The organism is Pseudomonas sp. Irchel s3h9 (assembly GCF_900187475.1).
Lineage (GTDB): Bacteria > Pseudomonadota > Gammaproteobacteria > Pseudomonadales > Pseudomonadaceae > Aquipseudomonas > Aquipseudomonas neuropathica.
In genome coordinates this window covers 225534-242422 of the sequence record NZ_FYDH01000007.1, presented here as the reverse complement: position 1 = coordinate 242422, position 16889 = coordinate 225534, and the positions used below count along the sequence as shown (strand labels likewise).

Annotated in this window: 15 protein-coding genes and 2 pseudogenes; 8 read left to right on the top strand and 9 right to left on the bottom strand. The window is 59.4% G+C overall.

Features of this window, described 5'->3' with window-relative positions; genetic code table 11:
- Nucleotides 1–37 precede the first annotated feature (37 nt).
- From CKW26_RS14100 to CKW26_RS14075, 6 genes and pseudogenes are all read left to right on the top strand, one after another.
- On the top strand, nt 38–838 hold the full coding sequence (locus CKW26_RS14100) for an amidohydrolase family protein (RefSeq protein WP_176471316.1): 801 nt from the start codon (nt 38–40) through the stop codon (nt 836–838).
- Nucleotides 820–2403 (top strand): M20/M25/M40 family metallo-hydrolase, encoded by a 1584-nt coding sequence (locus CKW26_RS14095; RefSeq protein WP_095049030.1) that lies wholly within the window; start codon nt 820–822, stop codon nt 2401–2403. Before CKW26_RS14100 ends, CKW26_RS14095 begins: the two co-directional genes overlap by 19 nt.
- Before the next feature lie 108 nt (nt 2404–2511).
- Entirely contained in the window at nt 2512–5217 is a 2706-nt protein-coding gene (locus CKW26_RS14090; protein WP_095049029.1) for an AAA domain-containing protein, read from the top strand.
- Between the two features lie 51 nt (nt 5218–5268).
- Nucleotides 5269–5409, top strand: a pseudogene (locus CKW26_RS30265) (glutamine synthetase); the annotation flags it as partial.
- Between the two features lie 77 nt (nt 5410–5486).
- A complete protein-coding gene (locus tag CKW26_RS14080) occupies nt 5487–5975 on the top strand; it encodes a DUF2867 domain-containing protein (RefSeq protein WP_095049027.1) in 489 nt (162 codons plus the stop codon).
- Nucleotides 5976–6066: 91 nt separating this feature from the next.
- On the top strand, nt 6067–6429 hold the full coding sequence (locus tag CKW26_RS14075) for a metal-binding protein (protein WP_095049026.1): 363 nt from the start codon (nt 6067–6069) through the stop codon (nt 6427–6429).
- An 87-nt stretch (nt 6430–6516) separates the two neighbouring features.
- Here the strand turns inward: CKW26_RS14075 and alaE are convergent.
- Both alaE and CKW26_RS14065 read right to left on the bottom strand, forming a co-directional pair.
- Nucleotides 6517–6911 (bottom strand): annotated as a pseudogene (gene alaE, locus CKW26_RS14070) (L-alanine exporter AlaE).
- A 97-nt stretch (nt 6912–7008) separates the two neighbouring features.
- Complete coding sequence (locus CKW26_RS14065; protein ID WP_095049025.1) at nt 7009–7932, bottom strand: LysR family transcriptional regulator; 924 nt, start codon at nt 7930–7932, stop codon at nt 7009–7011.
- Nucleotides 7933–8110: 178 nt separating this feature from the next.
- Between CKW26_RS14065 and CKW26_RS14060 the strand changes: the two genes are divergently transcribed.
- Both CKW26_RS14060 and CKW26_RS14055 read left to right on the top strand, forming a co-directional pair.
- On the top strand, nt 8111–8758 hold the full coding sequence (locus CKW26_RS14060; protein ID WP_093431462.1) for a hydrolase: 648 nt from the start codon (nt 8111–8113) through the stop codon (nt 8756–8758).
- Nucleotides 8759–8933: 175 nt separating this feature from the next.
- The gene (locus tag CKW26_RS14055; RefSeq protein ID WP_095049097.1) at nt 8934–9179 is read left to right on the top strand and encodes a hypothetical protein; all 246 of its coding nucleotides are present in this window, start codon (nt 8934–8936) and stop codon (nt 9177–9179) included.
- 64 nt (nt 9180–9243) lie between these two features.
- On the opposite strand, the gene CKW26_RS14050 is transcribed toward CKW26_RS14055, so the two are convergent.
- The 7 genes from CKW26_RS14050 to CKW26_RS14020 form a co-directional block, all read right to left on the bottom strand.
- The gene (locus CKW26_RS14050) at nt 9244–10542 is read right to left on the bottom strand and encodes a carbohydrate porin (RefSeq protein ID WP_095049024.1); all 1299 of its coding nucleotides are present in this window, start codon (nt 10540–10542) and stop codon (nt 9244–9246) included.
- A gap of 85 nt (nt 10543–10627) precedes the next feature.
- Complete coding sequence (locus tag CKW26_RS14045) at nt 10628–13033, bottom strand: glucose/quinate/shikimate family membrane-bound PQQ-dependent dehydrogenase (RefSeq protein WP_095049023.1); 2406 nt, start codon at nt 13031–13033, stop codon at nt 10628–10630.
- 325 nt (nt 13034–13358) lie between these two features.
- Nucleotides 13359–13664: a DUF6482 family protein gene (locus CKW26_RS14040; RefSeq protein ID WP_034154117.1), complete on the bottom strand. Its 306-nt coding sequence runs from the start codon at nt 13662–13664 to the stop codon at nt 13359–13361.
- 14 nt (nt 13665–13678) lie between these two features.
- A complete protein-coding gene (locus CKW26_RS14035) occupies nt 13679–14389 on the bottom strand; it encodes an SDR family NAD(P)-dependent oxidoreductase (protein WP_095049022.1) in 711 nt (236 codons plus the stop codon).
- The gene (locus CKW26_RS14030) at nt 14386–14928 is read right to left on the bottom strand and encodes a DUF3833 domain-containing protein (RefSeq protein WP_095049021.1); all 543 of its coding nucleotides are present in this window, start codon (nt 14926–14928) and stop codon (nt 14386–14388) included. The genes CKW26_RS14035 and CKW26_RS14030 overlap by 4 nt, the downstream gene beginning before the upstream one ends.
- 81 nt (nt 14929–15009) lie before the next feature.
- Nucleotides 15010–15567: a GTP cyclohydrolase I FolE gene (gene folE / locus CKW26_RS14025; RefSeq protein WP_034154114.1), complete on the bottom strand. Its 558-nt coding sequence runs from the start codon at nt 15565–15567 to the stop codon at nt 15010–15012.
- Between the two features lie 314 nt (nt 15568–15881).
- Complete coding sequence (locus tag CKW26_RS14020; RefSeq protein ID WP_095049020.1) at nt 15882–16784, bottom strand: bestrophin family protein; 903 nt, start codon at nt 16782–16784, stop codon at nt 15882–15884.
- Between the last annotated feature and the right edge of the window lie 105 nt (nt 16785–16889).

Genomic DNA, 16889 nt, shown 5'->3' with positions numbered 1-16889 from the left:
CGCGGCAATGAGGATCGTCTACACAGGGAAGTCTTCGATGAGTCGTTATTCCGGGCCTGTTTTCGACGCGCACGTGCATACCGAATTTGCGCGAACGGACAGTCTGCAAGCATTCAAGGCGCTGCAAGCGCGCTTCGACATCCGCGCATCCGTAACGGATTCGCATAACCCCGGTTGCGATGCCGGGCAGTTGCAGGCGCTGGGCGTGGCCAGGTGTGCGGTCATCGCTCAGCCTGAGTGGTCGCCAGCGTCGCTGGCGCAGGGACTGGCGCGCGGTATCTATGGGGCCATCAAAATCAATCTGGGATTTATGCATGTGCATGCTGACGATCCCAGGCTCATGCCGCTGTACGCTCTGGCGCGTGAGTTTGATGTTCCTGTGCTGTTCCACAGTGGCGACACAGGCTGGCATCGCTCCAAGCTCAAGTACGCCCACCCACTCAGCCTGGACGAGGTCATCGTGGACCACCCGGACGTGAACTTCGTTCTGGTTCACAGCGGTAACCCGTGGTTTACCGATGCCGCTGTGCTGGCGGCGAAAAACCACAATGTCTGGCTCGAACTCAGTTCGATCATCGAAGGATCGCTAAGCGACGTTTCGCAAGCCACGCTTGGCCGATTGATGGTCGAACCGATCCGCTGGATGCTCGATTACACCGGCAAACCGGAGCGGTTCCTCTTCGGATCGGGCTGGCCCAGCGTCGACTACCCTGGCTACGTGGCCGCGTGCGCCAGTGCCATCGACGAGCAGTATCACCGGCAAGTGTTCTTTGACAACGCCGCACGACTGTTCAAGTGGACGGAGGAAGAGGAGCCGACATGCGACGAGCGCTCCTGAAAAAAACCAGGCAAAAAAACTCTCGTGCCCCGGTGTTTCGCGGTTACCTGAAAAACAAGCTGCATGCGGCAGCGCTCGCCGACACCTGTCGAACCCTGGCCGGTGCCCGGTTTGCCGGGCGCGGGGCAGGGGAGCCCGGTGCGTGGCGAGCCTCCCTGTGGATTGCGCGAAAAGTACGGGCGCAGGGGTTGACGCCCTGGCAGGGCCGCCGGGGCCTGTTCCAGTCAGTACCTCTCGGTTGCGCCACGGCGCGATCCGGCGCCGAAAGTTGTCGGACGATTATTCAGGGTGATACCCGCTACGACCTCGAACAGGACGATGAACTGCTGATTCGCTCACAGCAAACCAGGGTTTGGCTCGACCACGCGCCTTTGGTCTTTGTCGGCTATGGCATTGTCGCTGCGCAGTTCGACTGGGACGATTACGCCGGACTGGATGTCGTCGGCAAAGTGGTCGTGGTGTTACCCAATGATCCTGGACGCAACAGCCCGGGAGGCGAACTGTTCCTCGGCCAGCGCATGAGTTACTACGGGCGCTGGGAATACAAGTACGAGGAAGCGGCCCGCCAGGGTGCGGCGGGCGTCATTATCGTCCACACCGATGAACTGTTCGGCAGCGCGTTTCACCTTGTGCAGGACGAAATGCGCCGGCCGTTTCGCTTTCTTCCGCACGCTGTGCGCAGTCGGCTGGATTTCGAAGGGTTCTGCAGTGAACGGTTTGCCCGGCGACTGTTAGCCGACGGCGGTGTTGACCTTGATGCATTCATCGCTGCCCCCAGGCCAATGGCGGGACGCCCGTGCCGGCTCGATGCACACCTGCAACTGCGGCTCGATTGCGACATTGTCATTCGGCATTGCCGGAATGTGCTGGCGATGAAAAAGGGCCGACTGTTTCCCCGCCAGTGTGTCCTGTTCTGCGCGCACCTGGATCACCTCGGCAAAACCGCCGACGGCAGAGGCTATTACCCCGGCGCTGTCGATAACGCGATCGGTGTGGCGGTCTTGCTTGAGCTGGCCAGGCGTCTGGCCGCCACGGCGCCGCTGCGGCGCACGGTGCTCTTTGCCTGGACGTCTGCCGAGGAGGTCGGCATGCACGGTTCCGCACGGGTCGCACAGTTGATCCGCGAGACGGGGCTGGATGTGGTGGCGGCGCTCAATGTCGATGGTTTCGTACCGATTGGCAGAACCCGTGACCTGTTTCTGGTGGACGGCGATCAGTCCGATTTGCCCGAGGTGTTTGTCAGCGCTGCCCACACCCTCGGGCGCAAAATCAGCCTCGATGAAGAGCCTTCGGCGGGATATTTTTTTCGCTCCGATCAGGCAAGTTTCGCCAAAATTGATATCCCCACGGTGCAGGTGAGCACTGGCGACGATTTGCTCAAAGGAGGCATCGAGGAAGGCATGAAGCGGCATGATTTCTATGACTCGAACACCTACCACCGCACATCCGATACGTTCAACCGCTACTGGGATTTCGCCAGCCTCATCGCTGACGTCGACGTCCTTGAAGAAACCCTGCATCTGCTCGGCGACTCGTCACTGCGTCCGGCGCTGCGGGGGCGTTAACGGCCGGGCTATCGACCTTGTAGGCAATGATGGCAATATGTCACCTCTTGGAGAGGTAGCGTCCGGCGCGAAGCGAAGCCGGATGTCATGCGTATAGGGACGAAGAATATGGCTTCGATTCAGATGGATGGTGAGGACAAAACCGCAAAGATCAGCGACTGGGCGATTCGCTGGAGCGACAAAGACGCATTGCTGGAGCTGACCTGTCACTACCCCTCCAGGAAAAAATACACCCGCCCGCTCAGTGATTGCCTGGTTTCGCCCACCCGCGAGTTGAGCAATGCCTTGCTGCACCAGCGCGGCAGCACCAAGCCCATCGCCAGCGCTACGATTTACGGTGAGCGCTATGCCGTTGTGCACTACCCGGACAGTAAAAAGCCCTATGTCTACAAGATGGACGGCATCGGCTTTTCCGCTCCGACACCGATGAAGGACACGCCGGTCTTCCGCTATCTCACTACCGTGGCGAACGCGCGACAGCATCACGCCAAGTCGCAGAATGATCGTGAAATTGCCGACAATGTGGTGCGCCAGCTCGAAAAACTGCCGGCCATCGCTGGCACAGCCTTGCAAGCCTACTGTACCGGGCGCAACGGCACTCTGGCGCCGGGGCAGGGGCTCATCTATCCATTCGGGCTGAACGAGAGTCAGCTTCAGGCCGTCGAGCGGGCGTTCAGCGCGCAAGTCAGCGTAATCGAAGGCCCGCCAGGGACCGGCAAGACCCAGACAATCCTCAACATCCTCGCCAATATTCTGCTACGTGGGCAGACGGTCGCGGTGTTGTCCAACAACAATGCTGCTGTGGAAAACGTCTACGAAAAACTGGAGAAATACGGCCTAGGCCACTTGGTCGCGAAGCTTGGCAACCAGGACAAACGCAAGGCCTTCTTCTCCGACCTGCCTGCGTGGCCGTCAAGTGTGCCGGAGCCGGCACTTTCCCTGGATGAGATCCAGGCCTTGCTGGCCCGCTTGAAACAGCATCTCCAAAACCACAACAGGGCGGCGCAACTGCAAATCGAGCTGGACGAGTTGGTCATCGAGCGACGCTACCTGCAGCAGTGGCAGGCAGAAAGCGCTGTGCCGGTCACAGCCTCGCTCGACAAGTACGGCCTGACACCGCGCAAGACGGCGGACCTCATGGCCTACCTGGCTTACCTCGGCGAGCAGCGCATTCATCTCAAAGACCGTATCGAGCTACTGTTCAAATTCAGGATCTTTCGCACCAGGCCATTTGCCGACGGCGAGGCGCGGATGGCCGTTTTCCATGCACTGCAAATGCATTATTACGACCAGTCGCTGCGGGACAAAGAAGCGCAGCTGCGCGAGTGTCGCGAAGCATTGGTACGCGCGAATTTCACGGCGCTGCTCAAAGAACTCACAACCGCTTCGATGCAGCATCTCAAGCGCCATATGCAACTTCAGGTAATGCCGTCGGACAGCTTTGATGTCAAAACCTACCGTGAGCGTTTCGATGCCTTTATGCAGCGCTTCCCAATCCTGGGCAGCGGCACGCACTCCATCGTCAATTCGATCGCGCCGGGAGCGGTCCTCGACTACGTGATCATCGACGAAGCCTCTTTGCAGGACATCGTGCCGGGTATCTTGCCGCTGGGCTGCGCCAAGAACCTGATTGTCGTGGGTGACAACCGCCAGTTGCCGCATATCCCCGTGAAACTTGGGCTTCAACCGCCCGCCGAGGCCTACGATTGCGAGCGCTACAGCTTGCTGGATTCATGCATTGCCGTGTTCCAGGACGTGCTGCCCAGAACCCTGCTGAAAGAACATTACCGCTGCCACCCCAGGATCATCCAGTTCTGCAACCAGCAGTTCTACGACAACGCACTGGTGCCGATGACCGAGGACAACGGCGAAGAACCCCTGCGCCTGGTGGTGACCGCCAAGGGCAACCACGCCAGGCAGAACACCAACCTTCGGGAACTGGACTCCCTGTTGAAGGTGCTTGAGGAGGAGGGGCAACCCGTCGGAATAGACGGCGAAGGCCGCGGTTACATTGCCCCGTACAGGGCACAAGTCAACCTGTCCGGCACGCACTTGCCGGCGGATTTCGTCAAGGACACCGTGCACAAGTTTCAGGGGCGCGAATGCGACGAGATCGTGTTTTCCACGGTGCTCGACAAGAAACGCTACAACCAGGCGCGTACACGCCTGGATTTCGTCGACGACCCCCGCATGATCAACGTGGCCGTTTCGCGGGCCAAACATCGCTTCACCCTGGTGACCGGCGACGAGGTGTTCACGGACAACAATGGGCACATCGCCGCGCTGATTCGCTACATCAGTTATTACGCGCAAGACGAGCAGATCGTGCGCGCGCCCGTGGTGTCGGCATTCGACTTGCTGTACCGCGAGTACGACCAGTCTCTGGCACGCCTGGACGCCCGCTTGCGGCCCGAGGATTCACGCTACAGGTCCGAGCAGATCGTGGCACAGTTGCTGCGCGAAGCGCTGTCCGCCCCGGCGTGCCAGGCATTGAAGTACCACACACAGATCCAGCTGGATAAGCTTGCATCGCCGGTTGGCCTCAGCTGGACAGAGCCGCAGCGAGCGTTCATGCGGCGCGCCAGTTGCGATTTCGTGATCTATTTCAAAGTGGGCAAGCAACCGATAGGGGTGATCGAAGTCGATGGCGGGTATCACGACCACCCCGTACAGGCAGCTCGGGACGCCATGAAAAACGAGATTCTGGCTAGAAGTGGCATTCCCATTCTGCGGCTGCGGACCGTTGAGAGTGATATTGAGCGCAGAATTGGCGACTTTATCGGGCAGTGGGCCAGTCCTGCAGATGGCGCTTAAGCACTGGGGCAGAGGCCCTCAGATACTGAGGGTCTGCCCCCAATTGATCCGGGCAAGGAACCGATTGCGCCGCTGAATGAAGATCGCAGCAGCGGGATCGACTTCCCTAAAGAGATGTGCGAAGCCGTGCGTGCAATGCAGCCGCAGCCGCAGCCGCAGCCGCGTGGCGGGTTGGGCGCGGAGTTTGTCGATGATCTCCACAGTCGTTGCGCAGAGACGCAAGGAAAGTGATGTCGAGTAACAAATCGGCCCATTGAAAGGAATCATGTATGACCGCCCCTTCACCTGCTCACACCCTGAGGGCATTGCCTGATCTTGATTACTATCACAGCCGATCGGTGCTGCTGCCTGTTGAAATAACCACTCTTGATGCCTGGAACTGCATGCGGGCCAAGCCGGGACTGGTCATGCGACTGGCGTTTCGAACGAGGGATGCGATTTCCTCGTTAGTTGGCGTGAAGCGCATCGGTGGTTTCTCTGGCGCCCGTCGAGAGGCAATACAGGCTGGCGAAAAGCTGGATTTTTTTCTGGTCGAGCATAGTGCCCCCGACGTGCTCGTTCTGAGCGTAAGAGACCGACATCTGGATGTCATGATTTGCCTGTCGATAACAGATCATGTGTTCACAATCACATCGTCTGTCGTAACGCATAACGTCTTCGGGCGCATCTATATGTTGCCGGTGGGCGTAGTCCATAAGGTGCTGATCAATAGGGACCTCGAGCGTCTCAAGCGGAATACAGGCGCCGCCCAAATGTAGTTAACGGTGCCAGCGCCGGCACAGCTGCTGTGGGGCAGAGGCAGACGTTGACGGTGGAACGAGTAGAAGCAAGAAGATTTGGAGTGGAACCATGCAATGCACCTGCAACGGTCAAGACAACCTGGTAGATATCAGTCAGCGTTACACGGCGTTTGTCGCAGGAATGCGCTGCCTGGCAACGGGGGACTGGATCAAACTATTGCAATGTGCCGTGTGCGGGCAGCTTTGGCGAGCGGATGAGTGGGATAAATATCAAACCCTGTACGCCCGCAAACTGGACTCGCCCGAGGGCTGGGAATCAGCTGAAATGGAATCTTTGATAAAGCTACGCATCGTCGAGAATCATGGCGGTCTGGGTACATCTGCTTGTCTGGCGAAGGACTGCCAGCAACCTGTACTCAAGGAAAGAGCCTATTGCGTTGACCACTTTTATGAAACCGGAGCAAGAGCATGAACTGTTGGAACTGGCCAGTAGAGCGGGATTAAAGGACAGGTCACGTTTTTCTGAATGGGGTCTGTCCCTGAAGTTTTCCCCCGCCACTCAACCCTTCAACGACATCGGCTTGTCCCCACCCGGCGGCAAACCAAACAGCTTCCGCACCCGATTAAGAAACGCTCCATAGGGTCGCCCCAGAACCAGCATCATCACGGCCGCGCCAAGTGTGCCGCGCACCAGACCTTCGCCCGATGCACCACTGAAGGCAATGATCGCGGCATAGATCGGCACTTGAAAACTGATTAGGGCAATACTGTCCCATATCAATCTCGACACCCGACCCGAACTGGCTCGCGTCATCACCCAATCGCGCCAGATACGTAAGGTCGCGCGACCGGAATCATCAGCGCCGCGCCCAGCAGGCGCGCGTGCAGAACCTGATCCCACGTCATGCCGGCAATCAAACGTTCATTGAGGATGCCGGTGGTGGTGAAAAACACGATCAGCGCCGTGGTGTCTGCAATAAATGCAGTCCGACGCGTTGACTGTTGCAGGCGTTGCGGCACCTCAATTCTCCTTTCATGGCTTCAGCTTTCCTCAGCCAAACGCCGACACTTCATCGTGCTGTGACAGCGGCTGCACGGCGAGGTGCGGAGATTCGCCGAAGTACTCGATCAGCAGATCCGTGAGCACGCGGATCTTGCGCGCGGGATGCGGGCCCGGCGCGCGGAGGAGGTAGGCGCCGGCCGGGGGCGGTGGATGGTTGGTCATGATCGGCACGAGTGCACCCGAGGCAATGTGTTCGTGGGTGAGGCAATCGGGCAAGTAGGCGACGCCGAGGCCGGCAGCTGCGGCTGCGGCGAGGGCCGTGCCGTTGTCAGCCTTGAAGCGTCCTTGCGGGCGAACCGTGATGACCTTGTCAGCCGCCATGAATTGCCAGGCTTCGGTGCCTTGCATGAGCGCCTGATGAGCGTGCAGTTCGTCCGGGGTTTCCGGGGCGCCGTGCGCTTTGATGTAGTCGGGGCTTGCGACGAGCTTGGTGTAGACCGGGCCGATACGCCTCGCGATCAAGTTGGAGTCCTGCAGATAACCCACGCGAATGGCGCAATCATAGCCCTCGGTAATCAGGTCAACGAAGCGATCGCTGTAGCAGGTCTGCATGTGCAACTGAGGATGACGGCGAGCCATTTCCGCCAGCACCGGGGCGAAGTGTGTCGGCCCGAACGACAACGGCACTGCTACGCGCAAGCGACCGCGCAGGGCGCCGGCGGGCAGGATGGTTTCCTTGGCGATGTCGATTTCGCTGCAGACTCGGGCGGCGTAATCGCGGAACGTCGCGCCGGCCTCGGTGAGTGATGCCCCGCGCGTCGAGCGTGCCAGCAGTTGTACGCCCAGTTCTGCTTCAAGTCGGGCCAGACGGCGGCTGACGATTGATTTCGAAACCCCGAGCCGCAGCGCTGCCTGTGAAATGCCCCCGGCATCGGCCACTTCGACGAAGGTTTGCAGTTCTTCGATATCCATTCTCGCGTTCCCCTTGGCGCGACACAGTTCGCCTCGGGATGCTACTACTGCCGCGAACAGGGGAACAGCACAATGGGTTTTCCAGGCACGGCGTCACTCGCGTGCATTCTGGAACCATCAGCCGCACGGGCTCCGGCCGTTTTACCGACGTGCGTTACCCATACAAAAGGACCTGCAAATGGCAAGCGAACCCATCCGTAACCCGCACACCGATCAACTGCTGACGCCCGACAATTCAGCGTTGATCATCATCGACTATCAACCGGTTCAGGTGTCCTCGATCCGCTCGATGCCACGGGATGAACTGGTCTTCAATATCACCAGCGTTGCGAAGGCGGCGCTCAACTACAACCTGCCGATCATCCACTCGACCGTCAATGTCGCGACCGGCCGCAACAAACCGCCGATTCAAGAGTTGCAAGCGGTGCTCGGCCATCTGCCCACCTATGACCGCACGTCGATCAACAGTTGGGAGGACACCGGGTTCAAACAGGCAGTCAAAGCGCTCGGGCGCAAGAAACTGATCATGACCGCGCTGTGGACCGAAGCCTGCCTGACCTTCCCGGTGCTCGACGCCATTCAGGAAGGCTATGAAGTTTACGTGCCGGTCGATGCGGTGGGCGGCACGTCGCTCGCTGCGCACGAGGCGGCGTTGCGCCGAATGGAACAGGCGGGGGCGAAGCTCATCAGCCGGGTACAGATGTACTGCGAACTGCAGCGCGACTGGGCGCGCGAGGTGACCGTGCCAGGCTTTATGGGCGTGTTCGAAAACTTCGATGGCTTCAACGCTGAAAAGGCGCTGGAGGCGGCGGGCAACAAGGCCTGATTCACGAGGTGTTGCTGAAGGTGGCGTGGGCGATAGCCGGCGCTGCCTTCATTTGGCCTGTTTCAACGCTTGAAAATAATCTGAACCGCTGTCGGAGCCGCTCGCCTAATGATTAGCTTGTGGTCAATCGCACAGGCGATGTGTCAATAACGGCACACTCCGAGAGGTGGTCAACGTGGCTAAAGACGAAAAGAAAAGCAAAGACAAAGGTGACGCTTCGAAAGCCAGCAAGGATTTGAAAGACAAAAAGTCATCACCTGAGAAGAAATCAGCGGCAGCCTCAGCGCTTTCAAAATCTTCCGACAAGAAGGACAAGAAAAAAGACGCCGAGCCGAAGAAGTCGGCGAAAAAAGCCGACAGCAAACCTGAGAAGGCCAAGGATTCGAAGAAGGCTGATAAGCCGGCCAAAAAGAAAAAGTGATCTAGAAGGCAAGAAAAAACCCGGCAATTCGAGCCGGGTTTTTTATTGTCTGCTTTTCGGGGCCTCAGAGCGCTGCTTTCATCTGCAAACCAAACACCAGTGCATTGTCGATGTCCTGCCCGGAAAACGCGCCCGGCTCGATGATGTACTGCACATTTGGGCGCAGGGTCAGCCAAGGCGTGGCCTGATAACCGTAGCCGAGTTCGATCAGTTGCTCGGCGCTGTCCAGGTTCGGCAACGCCGTGCCGTTGTTCAATGCGGCGTCCTGCAGCACGTCACGGCTGCGCGGGTTCGGCACGGCGCGTCCGTAACCCAGGGCGACGGTGTCACGCGGGCGACCTTCGAACGGTTTGTACAAAACCACCCCGGTGCCATACCACTTGCTGAACGGCGACGCCGCTTCGCTGGCCGCCGAGTATTGGCCGAAGGCATGCAGGCTGCGGCCTTCGGAAGTTGGCGAGTTCCAGACCGCCTGATCGATCAGCAGATAATGACCGCCGCGACCGGACACTTCTTTGTCGCTGCCGATGCGTTTTACGTCGGAGCTGTCGTAGTAGTAGCCGAGCTTGTATTCGCCAGGCAGCTCGCCCGCGTGTTTGTAAACCAGCTCGATCGGCACCACGGTGCCGGTGGTGTGTTTTGGCCCGAGGTGCCAGGCACGGCTGGAGTTGCCGTTGCTTTCCGGGTCGACGTTGAACGCGGCCACGCGCAGTTGCCAGGAAGACGACAAGTCGTATTTCACCCGCACACCGAGGCGCGCATTGGGGTAGTTGGTCCAGCCGCTGCCGCCGGACATGTTCAGCGGATGGCCGCAGAAACCGGCGTTCATGAAGTTGCACAGAATGCCGCTGTCGAGGCCGCCGAGGTCGTTGCCCATGGCCATGTAGCCGAGTTTCACATTGAGTGCTGGAGTGAACAGCGTGCGCTCGTAACTCAGTTCGGTCAGGCGCGTGTACAGGCCACCGTAGTTTTCCTGGATCGGCAGACGGTTGCCGACCAGATCTTCCGAGGCGCTGTTGCCGCGACGATCGTTGATGGTCAACTGGACCTTGCCGGCATTGTCGACGCCGTACAGTTTGCTCAGGTCGAACTGCACGCCGAGCTTGATGTTCTGCGAGTAACGCGCCGAGCGATGCAAACCACCGTCGGCGTTGTAGGCCATTTCGCCGCTGTAGTCGCCGGTGAACTTGATGCCCTGTTCATCCATCTGGTGACGCAAGCCACCCCAGTCACCAGTGAGGGTGCTGCGGGTCAACAAATCGGAATCGTTGTCGGCCAGCGCGGGGAGGGCGGTGGTGCACGTCAGGCCCAGCAACAGGCCTTTGAACAGGTCGGAACGGGAAAAACCAACAGCCGATAGCATGTAAATCTTCCTGCAAAAAACATGAGCAATAGGGGGAAAGCAGCGCGGCACCCGAAGGTGCCGCGCTTTACGTGAACACCGTGGTTTACGGCAGGGCGTAAGCCATCACGTAGTCGCCGCGATCGGTCGACTGGCGGGCACCACCGGCGGTGATGACGATGTATTGCTTGCCGGTTTTCGGCGAAACATAGGTCATCGGGCCACCTTGGCTGCCGACTGGCAGACGTGCTTTCCAGACTTCTTCACCGTTGCCGCTGTTGAACGCGCGCAGGTAGAAGTCCTGGGTGCCGGCGATGAAGATCAAACCACCTTGGGTCGACAGGGTGCCGCCGAGGGTTGGCAGACCAATCTTGATCGGCAGGTGCATGCGGATGCCCAGTGGACCGGTGTCTTCAACGGTACCGACCGGAACCTGCCAGGCGACTTTCTGGGTTTTCATGTCGATCGCCGTCAGTGTGCCAAACGGTGGTGCTTGGCACGGAATGCCGGCTACCGACAGGAAGCGGTTTTTGTTCACCGCGTATGGCGTGCCTTTCAATGGCACGGCGCCCATACCCGTGTTCAGCGCTTCGCCGCCACCAGCAGCCTGGCCTTTGTTCTGCGACGGGATCATCTGAATCCACAGGCCCAGACGCATGTCGTTGACGAAGATAAAGCCGTGTACCGGGTCAGTGGAGATGCTGCCCCAGTTCATGCCGCCCAGCGAACCCGGGAAACTCAGCGATTTATCGGTGCCCGGCGCGGTGTACAGGCCGTCGTAGCGCATGCCTTTGAAGTCGATGCGGCAGAGCAGCTGGTCGTAAGGGGTTGCGCCCCACATGTCCGATTCGGTCAGGTGTTGTGCGCCGATTTGCGGCATGCCCAGCGATTTCGGCTGGGTTGGCGAGTACGGTTCGTTCGGGATGTTCGCCGCTTTGACCGGGACTTCTTTAACGTCGGTCAGCGGTTTGCCGGTGGCGCGGTCGAGCACGTAGATCTGGCCGGCCTTGGTGCCGATGACCACTGCTGGTACGGTTTTGCCGTCCTTGGTGAAGTCGATCAGGCTTGGCTGCATCGGCAGGTCGAAGTCCCACAGATCGTTGTGCACGGTCTGGAACACCCAACGCTCTTCACCGCTGGTGGCGTCCAGCGCGAGGATCGAAGCGCCGTAGGTGTGATCGAGTTTGCTGCGCTCGACACCATAAATGTCGGTAGACGAGCTGCCCATCGGCAGGAACACGGTGTTGGTCGCCGGGTCGTAGGACATCGGTGCCCAGCTGTTCGGCGTGCTGCGCACATAGGTGCTGCCGTCTGCCGGCGCCTTTTTATCCTGCGGGTTGCCCGGGTCGAAGGCCCAGCGCATGGCGCCAGTCATCACGTCAAAGCCACGGATCACGCCGCCGGGCATGTCGGTCTGCACGTTGTCAGCCACGCGACCGCCAACCACCACGGTGGTGCCGGCCATCAGCGGAGCGGAAGACAGCTGATAGTAGCTGTCCGGGACATCACCCAGACCGGCCTTCAGATCGACCTGGCCATTGTTGCCGAAACCCTGGCAGAACTCGCCAGTGTCAGCATCAACCGCGATCAAACGGGCATCGATGGTGTTGGTCAGCAGACGGCGCTGGCAGTTGGCGGCCGGCGCTGGTTTGGCTTCGATGATTTTCGAATTGGCTGGCTGAGCAATGGCAGCGCTGGCGTCGAAGTAGGCCATGCCACGGCAACGCTGCCAAACTTTCGACTGGGCGTTGATCGCGTTCTTCCACAGCTCTTTACCGGTGTCGGCATCAAGGGCGATCAGGTTGTTGTGCGGGGTGCAAATGAACACCTTGTTGCCAACCTGCAGCGGAGTGAGCTGGTCTTCAGCGCCATTGCCATCGCTCTCGGCGACGTCACCGGTGTGGTAGGTCCACGCGACTTTCAGTTTGTCGACGTTGGCGCGATTGATCTGATCCAGCGCGGCGAAGCGGCTGCCACCTTCGGTATTACCGTAGTGCGCCCAGTCCTTTTGCGCCTTGTCCGGCTCGACCGGGGTCAGGCCCGGGCCAGTGCCGGTGGCGGCAACGGTCGGGTGCGCGACGAACATGTTGCCCGCCGCGACCGCCAGACCAATCGCCAGCACAGCGGCAACGCCGTAGGCACCGCGACCTGGAACACCACCGCTGGCACGCTTGAGCAGTGGGTAGACCAGCGCCACGGCGAGGCCGACGGCGCTGAACATGAACAGGCGCGAGAACACCGGCCAGAACACCAGCCCGGCATCGCTCACTGCCCAAATCGCTGTTCCAACCAGAAACGCGGCAAACAACCAGGCACCGGCTGGCTTGTAGCGCGCGATCAGCAGACCGGAAACGGCCATGACCAAGCCACCCACCAGGAAGTACCACGAGCCTCCCAGGCTGACCAACTTCACGCCGCCCGCAGCCAGCGCCAAGCCGAGCAGGGCGATGACGACGCCCAGCCCGACCAGAATGAATTTTGATATGCCCGAGAGGCGTTGACTCTGCTTCACGTTGAATGTCCCGTTGAAATGAGGAGGGCATTATATAGTTAGGTAACTACCTAGTTAAATCACTAATTCAGTAATAAAGCGTTGTTGGATTTTTGATAACCCGCTTGGGCCGCAAATGGCGCTCTAACAGGCTTCAGCAGAGCTTTTGAAAACCTGCAAAAGACGCCGTTTTGTCAGAAAAAATCATGGTTATGACAGCATTTCTATTTTGCTGTTTTCAGTCAGCCAACAACGTTCAACTGACGCACGGCCCTAAAACCAGCTTAGCGGGTACGCGACAAATGGCGCGGCCCCGCTCGTTACCAGTTGAAGTGCGTGGTTCGACTCATACGGGCGTAGTGAGCGAAAACGGAATGCGCAGCTCTTCGACAGGCCCTGAATCGCGCCCGCACATTTCGTCGTGCACGCATTGCTGCACCAGTACGCAGGGAAAGGCCGGCACGGTCTGTAGCAAGTCCCGCAGGTGGGTGATCGAACGCAGGTGCATCGGCTTGGCCGCGTCATCCAGCAGGGTGAACTGGCCGTGATCCAGGCGGATCCGCGCCAGATAAAAACCACCTTCGAGCGACAGCAGTTCCAGTTCGCGTATTTCACTGTTGGCCGCACGTTCGGTGAGGGCTTGCAGGTTCATGCTTCACTCCTTGCCTACCAGGGTAGGCGTTCTCCATCGTAGGCAAAGAAATGGCCGCTGTCGGCCGGCGTCAACTGGTCTATCAAGGTCAGTAACTGTTCAGCGGCAACGTCTGCCGGACGGGCGCTGGAGGCGCTGCGAAAAGGTTGCGACAACCCCGACACCACCGTGCCCGGGTGCAGACTGAGCAAGCGACTCTGCGGGCGCGTGCGTGCCAGTTCGATGGCGGCGGTCTTGATCAGCATGTTCAGCGCAGCCTTGGAGGCGCGGTAGGCGTACCAGCCGCCCAATCGGTTGTCGCCAATGCTCCCGACCTTGGCCGAAAGCATCGCCATCGCTCCCCGAGGATCGAGCAGTGGCAGGAAATGGCGCAACACCAATGCCGGTCCCAGCGTGTTCACTTGAAACACGGTTTGCAGCGCCTCCGGCTCGATCGCGCTGAAGCTTTTTTCCGGTTTGATCCCTTCGCGATGGAGCAGACCGGCCGCGTGGATGATCAGTTGATACGGCGCTTCGCCTGCCAGTTCGGTGGCGGCACTGGCAATCGTTTCGGGCCGTTCAAGGTCGAGCGCGGGGAGCGTACGGCGCCCCAGCGCACGAACGTCGGCACAGCGCGGATCCTGTTTCAGCCGTTGGCAAAAGGCTGTGCCGAGGGCGCCACTGGCGCCGATCACCAGCGCGCGATAACCGTCGCCGAGCGAGGCCAGGGTCAATGCGCGGTTCATTCGCTGACTCCGGCACCCTGGCGACGGAAGAACAATGTCACCTGTCCGACCTCTACGCCGAATTTGGACATGCTGGTGCGGTTAATCAACGTGTCCTCGTCCATCAAGTGCATCCAGTCGTCCATGCTCATTTCGTAAGTCGAGTCATCGACCGGCAGGTTCAGGCGATAACGCCAGTGCAACGTGTTGCCCGCGACCTGGCCCTCGGCGACACCCACCACGTCAGCCGCGCGACCGCTCCAACGCCCCTGGCCTTCAGGCGTGAGGGTCCAGACGCGGCGTTGGCGGGTGCCGTCGCTGTACAGGAAGCGCTCGTCGAGAATCAGGTTGTTGCCCTCACGCCGGCTGACGATGTTGACCTCAAAACGCTTGGCCACCTCACCGCTGCGCTTCTGAAACATCCCCCAGGCTTTGACGGGCTGGCTGAAAAAGCGCTGCAGGTCCAAGGCCGGTTGTTGCTCGGCATAACGGGCAACATCCACGCTGCCGCAGCTTGCGACGCTGAGTGCCAGTGTCAGTAACAGCAGAAATCGGGTCATCGCCTAACTCCCTGAAACACACAAGTGAAGAGGGTGAGATTCGAACTGTCGGCTTGTACAGTGACTGTCCTCTGTATAGCTTTATCGCCGCCCGATCAGTTGCAGAAATTCCTGCCGTGTCGTCGAACTATCCCGGAAAGCCCCCAGCATCACGGAGGAGGTCATGACCGAATTCTGCTTCTCAACGCCGCGCATCATCATGCACATGTGCCGCGCTTCAATGACCACCGCCACACCGGCGGCATCGGTGATCTGCTGAATGGCGTCGGCAATCTGCCGCGTGAGGTTTTCCTGGATCTGCAGGCGCCGCGCGAACATGTCTACCACCCGCGCGACCTTCGACAGCCCCAGGACCCGGCCGGTGGGGATGTACGCGACATGTGCCTTGCCGATAAAGGGCAGCATGTGGTGCTCGCACAAGGAATACAGCTCGATGTCGCTGACGATCACCATTTCATCGCTCTGCGACTCGAACAGGGCACCGTTGGTGACGTCTTCCAGGCTCATCGTGTAGCCATTGCACAGGTACTGCATCGCTTTGGCGGCGCGCTGGGGTGTGTCCAACAGTCCTTCGCGCTCGGGGTTTTCACCGACGCCGACGAGAATTTCACGGTAATGGCTGGCTAATAGTGGGTTCATTCAAGGTGCTCGCGGCAGTGCTGTGCGTGAGGCCAATCCATAGCGAAAGAGTTGTACGCAATGAAGTGCTTTGTATAGGTTTTATTGAAGATAGGCTGAAAAAAATCACCTGACAATGAATCGGCAATCTTTTTTATGCAGATGCGAAAACCTCACATCGCAAAATGTGAGGTGGCGCGAGGAGCGGGAAGGGGGGGATGACAGTGAGCGCTACGGCAGAAGCAGGAGCGCGGGGCACAACCAAGCGATGTTGTGCGGCGTTCTGATTGATTTGGAAACCGTCAGACATCCTGACGGTTCCCGATTGCTGCACCTCAAGCGTTCTCTGCAAGCCTGCGCACGTCACCCAGGGAGTCACGCTGCATCGACTGCAGGTTCTTTTCGATGGTTTCGCACAGCGCTTCCATCTGAATCTGATGCTCGCTGTGGCGAAACGGACTTTGCAGATCGGTGCCGATGCGCTCGATGGCCAGCAGCATAAAGCCCACCACGGTCGACGCCAGCGGCGTGAACCAGCCCAGGGATTCCACTAGTCCGATCGGTACGATCAGGCAGAACAGCGAAATAAACAGCCGCGGAAAATACACATAAGGGTAGGGCAGCGGCGTATTCGCAATCCGCTCCATGCCACCCTGGCTGTTGGACAAGTCCACCAGCGTCGATTCCAGCCGCGCCAGGCGAATGCTGTCGAGGCGCCCGGCCTTGTATTCCCGAGCGAGCAAAGTCGCCGAGCCAGTGAGGATGTCGTTGGCAAAGTTATTGGTGGTGCCGCTGCGGGCGAACTCCTCGGCGGGAATGAACGCGCGGACTTCCTCAGGGCAAGGCTGGCCTTGCAAATGCGCTGCGAGGCAATTCACATAGGCGACGTGGCGGCGTAATAGAGTCGACTTGACCGGATTGACCTCGTTGTCAGCGTCATCCAGCAACGTCAGCACCTGCCGGGCGAAACTGCGCGAATTGTTGATCATCGAACCCCACAGCGTCCGTGCTTCCCACCAGCGGTTGTAGGCGCTGCTGTTGCGGAAACTGATCAACACAATCAACGCCGAACCCAATAAAGTCAGGGGCATGAGGGGTAAATTCAGCTTGGTGTTGAGAAACAACATGAAGTCGACAGTGACAGCGATGTCCCAGAGCAACAGCCAGAACAAGGCCCAGCCGACGTAGCCCAGCGTTTTGATGATCAATCGGTATTTTCTGACGATGGCAGCTTTCAAACGGAAACCTCGTGGCGAGCGGTAAGCGTTAACGCTTTAGCTCGGACGCTGTTTTCGGGGGAAAGGTTCGCTCATCGATGCAGCGCCCGAGTGATCACCGGCAAA

Bases quoted from the DNA above. Each gene is read 5' to 3' on its own strand.
- CKW26_RS14100 (WP_176471316.1), top strand. From the start codon at position 38: ATGAGTCGTTATTCCGGGCCTGTTTTCGACGCGCACGTGCATACCGAA.
- CKW26_RS14095 (WP_095049030.1), top strand. From the start codon at position 820: ATGCGACGAGCGCTCCTGAAAAAAACCAGGCAAAAAAACTCTCGTGCC.
- CKW26_RS14090 (WP_095049029.1), top strand. From the start codon at position 2,512: ATGGCTTCGATTCAGATGGATGGTGAGGACAAAACCGCAAAGATCAGC.
- CKW26_RS14080 (WP_095049027.1), top strand. From the start codon at position 5,487: ATGACCGCCCCTTCACCTGCTCACACCCTGAGGGCATTGCCTGATCTT.
- CKW26_RS14075 (WP_095049026.1), top strand. From the start codon at position 6,067: ATGCAATGCACCTGCAACGGTCAAGACAACCTGGTAGATATCAGTCAG.
- CKW26_RS14065 (WP_095049025.1), bottom strand. From the start codon at position 7,932: ATGGATATCGAAGAACTGCAAACCTTCGTCGAAGTGGCCGATGCCGGG.
- CKW26_RS14060 (WP_093431462.1), top strand. From the start codon at position 8,111: ATGGCAAGCGAACCCATCCGTAACCCGCACACCGATCAACTGCTGACG.
- CKW26_RS14050 (WP_095049024.1), bottom strand. From the start codon at position 10,542: ATGCTATCGGCTGTTGGTTTTTCCCGTTCCGACCTGTTCAAAGGCCTG.
- CKW26_RS14040 (WP_034154117.1), bottom strand. From the start codon at position 13,664: ATGAACCTGCAAGCCCTCACCGAACGTGCGGCCAACAGTGAAATACGC.
- CKW26_RS14035 (WP_095049022.1), bottom strand. From the start codon at position 14,389: ATGAACCGCGCATTGACCCTGGCCTCGCTCGGCGACGGTTATCGCGCG.
- CKW26_RS14030 (WP_095049021.1), bottom strand. From the start codon at position 14,928: ATGACCCGATTTCTGCTGTTACTGACACTGGCACTCAGCGTCGCAAGC.
- folE (WP_034154114.1), bottom strand. From the start codon at position 15,567: ATGAACCCACTATTAGCCAGCCATTACCGTGAAATTCTCGTCGGCGTC.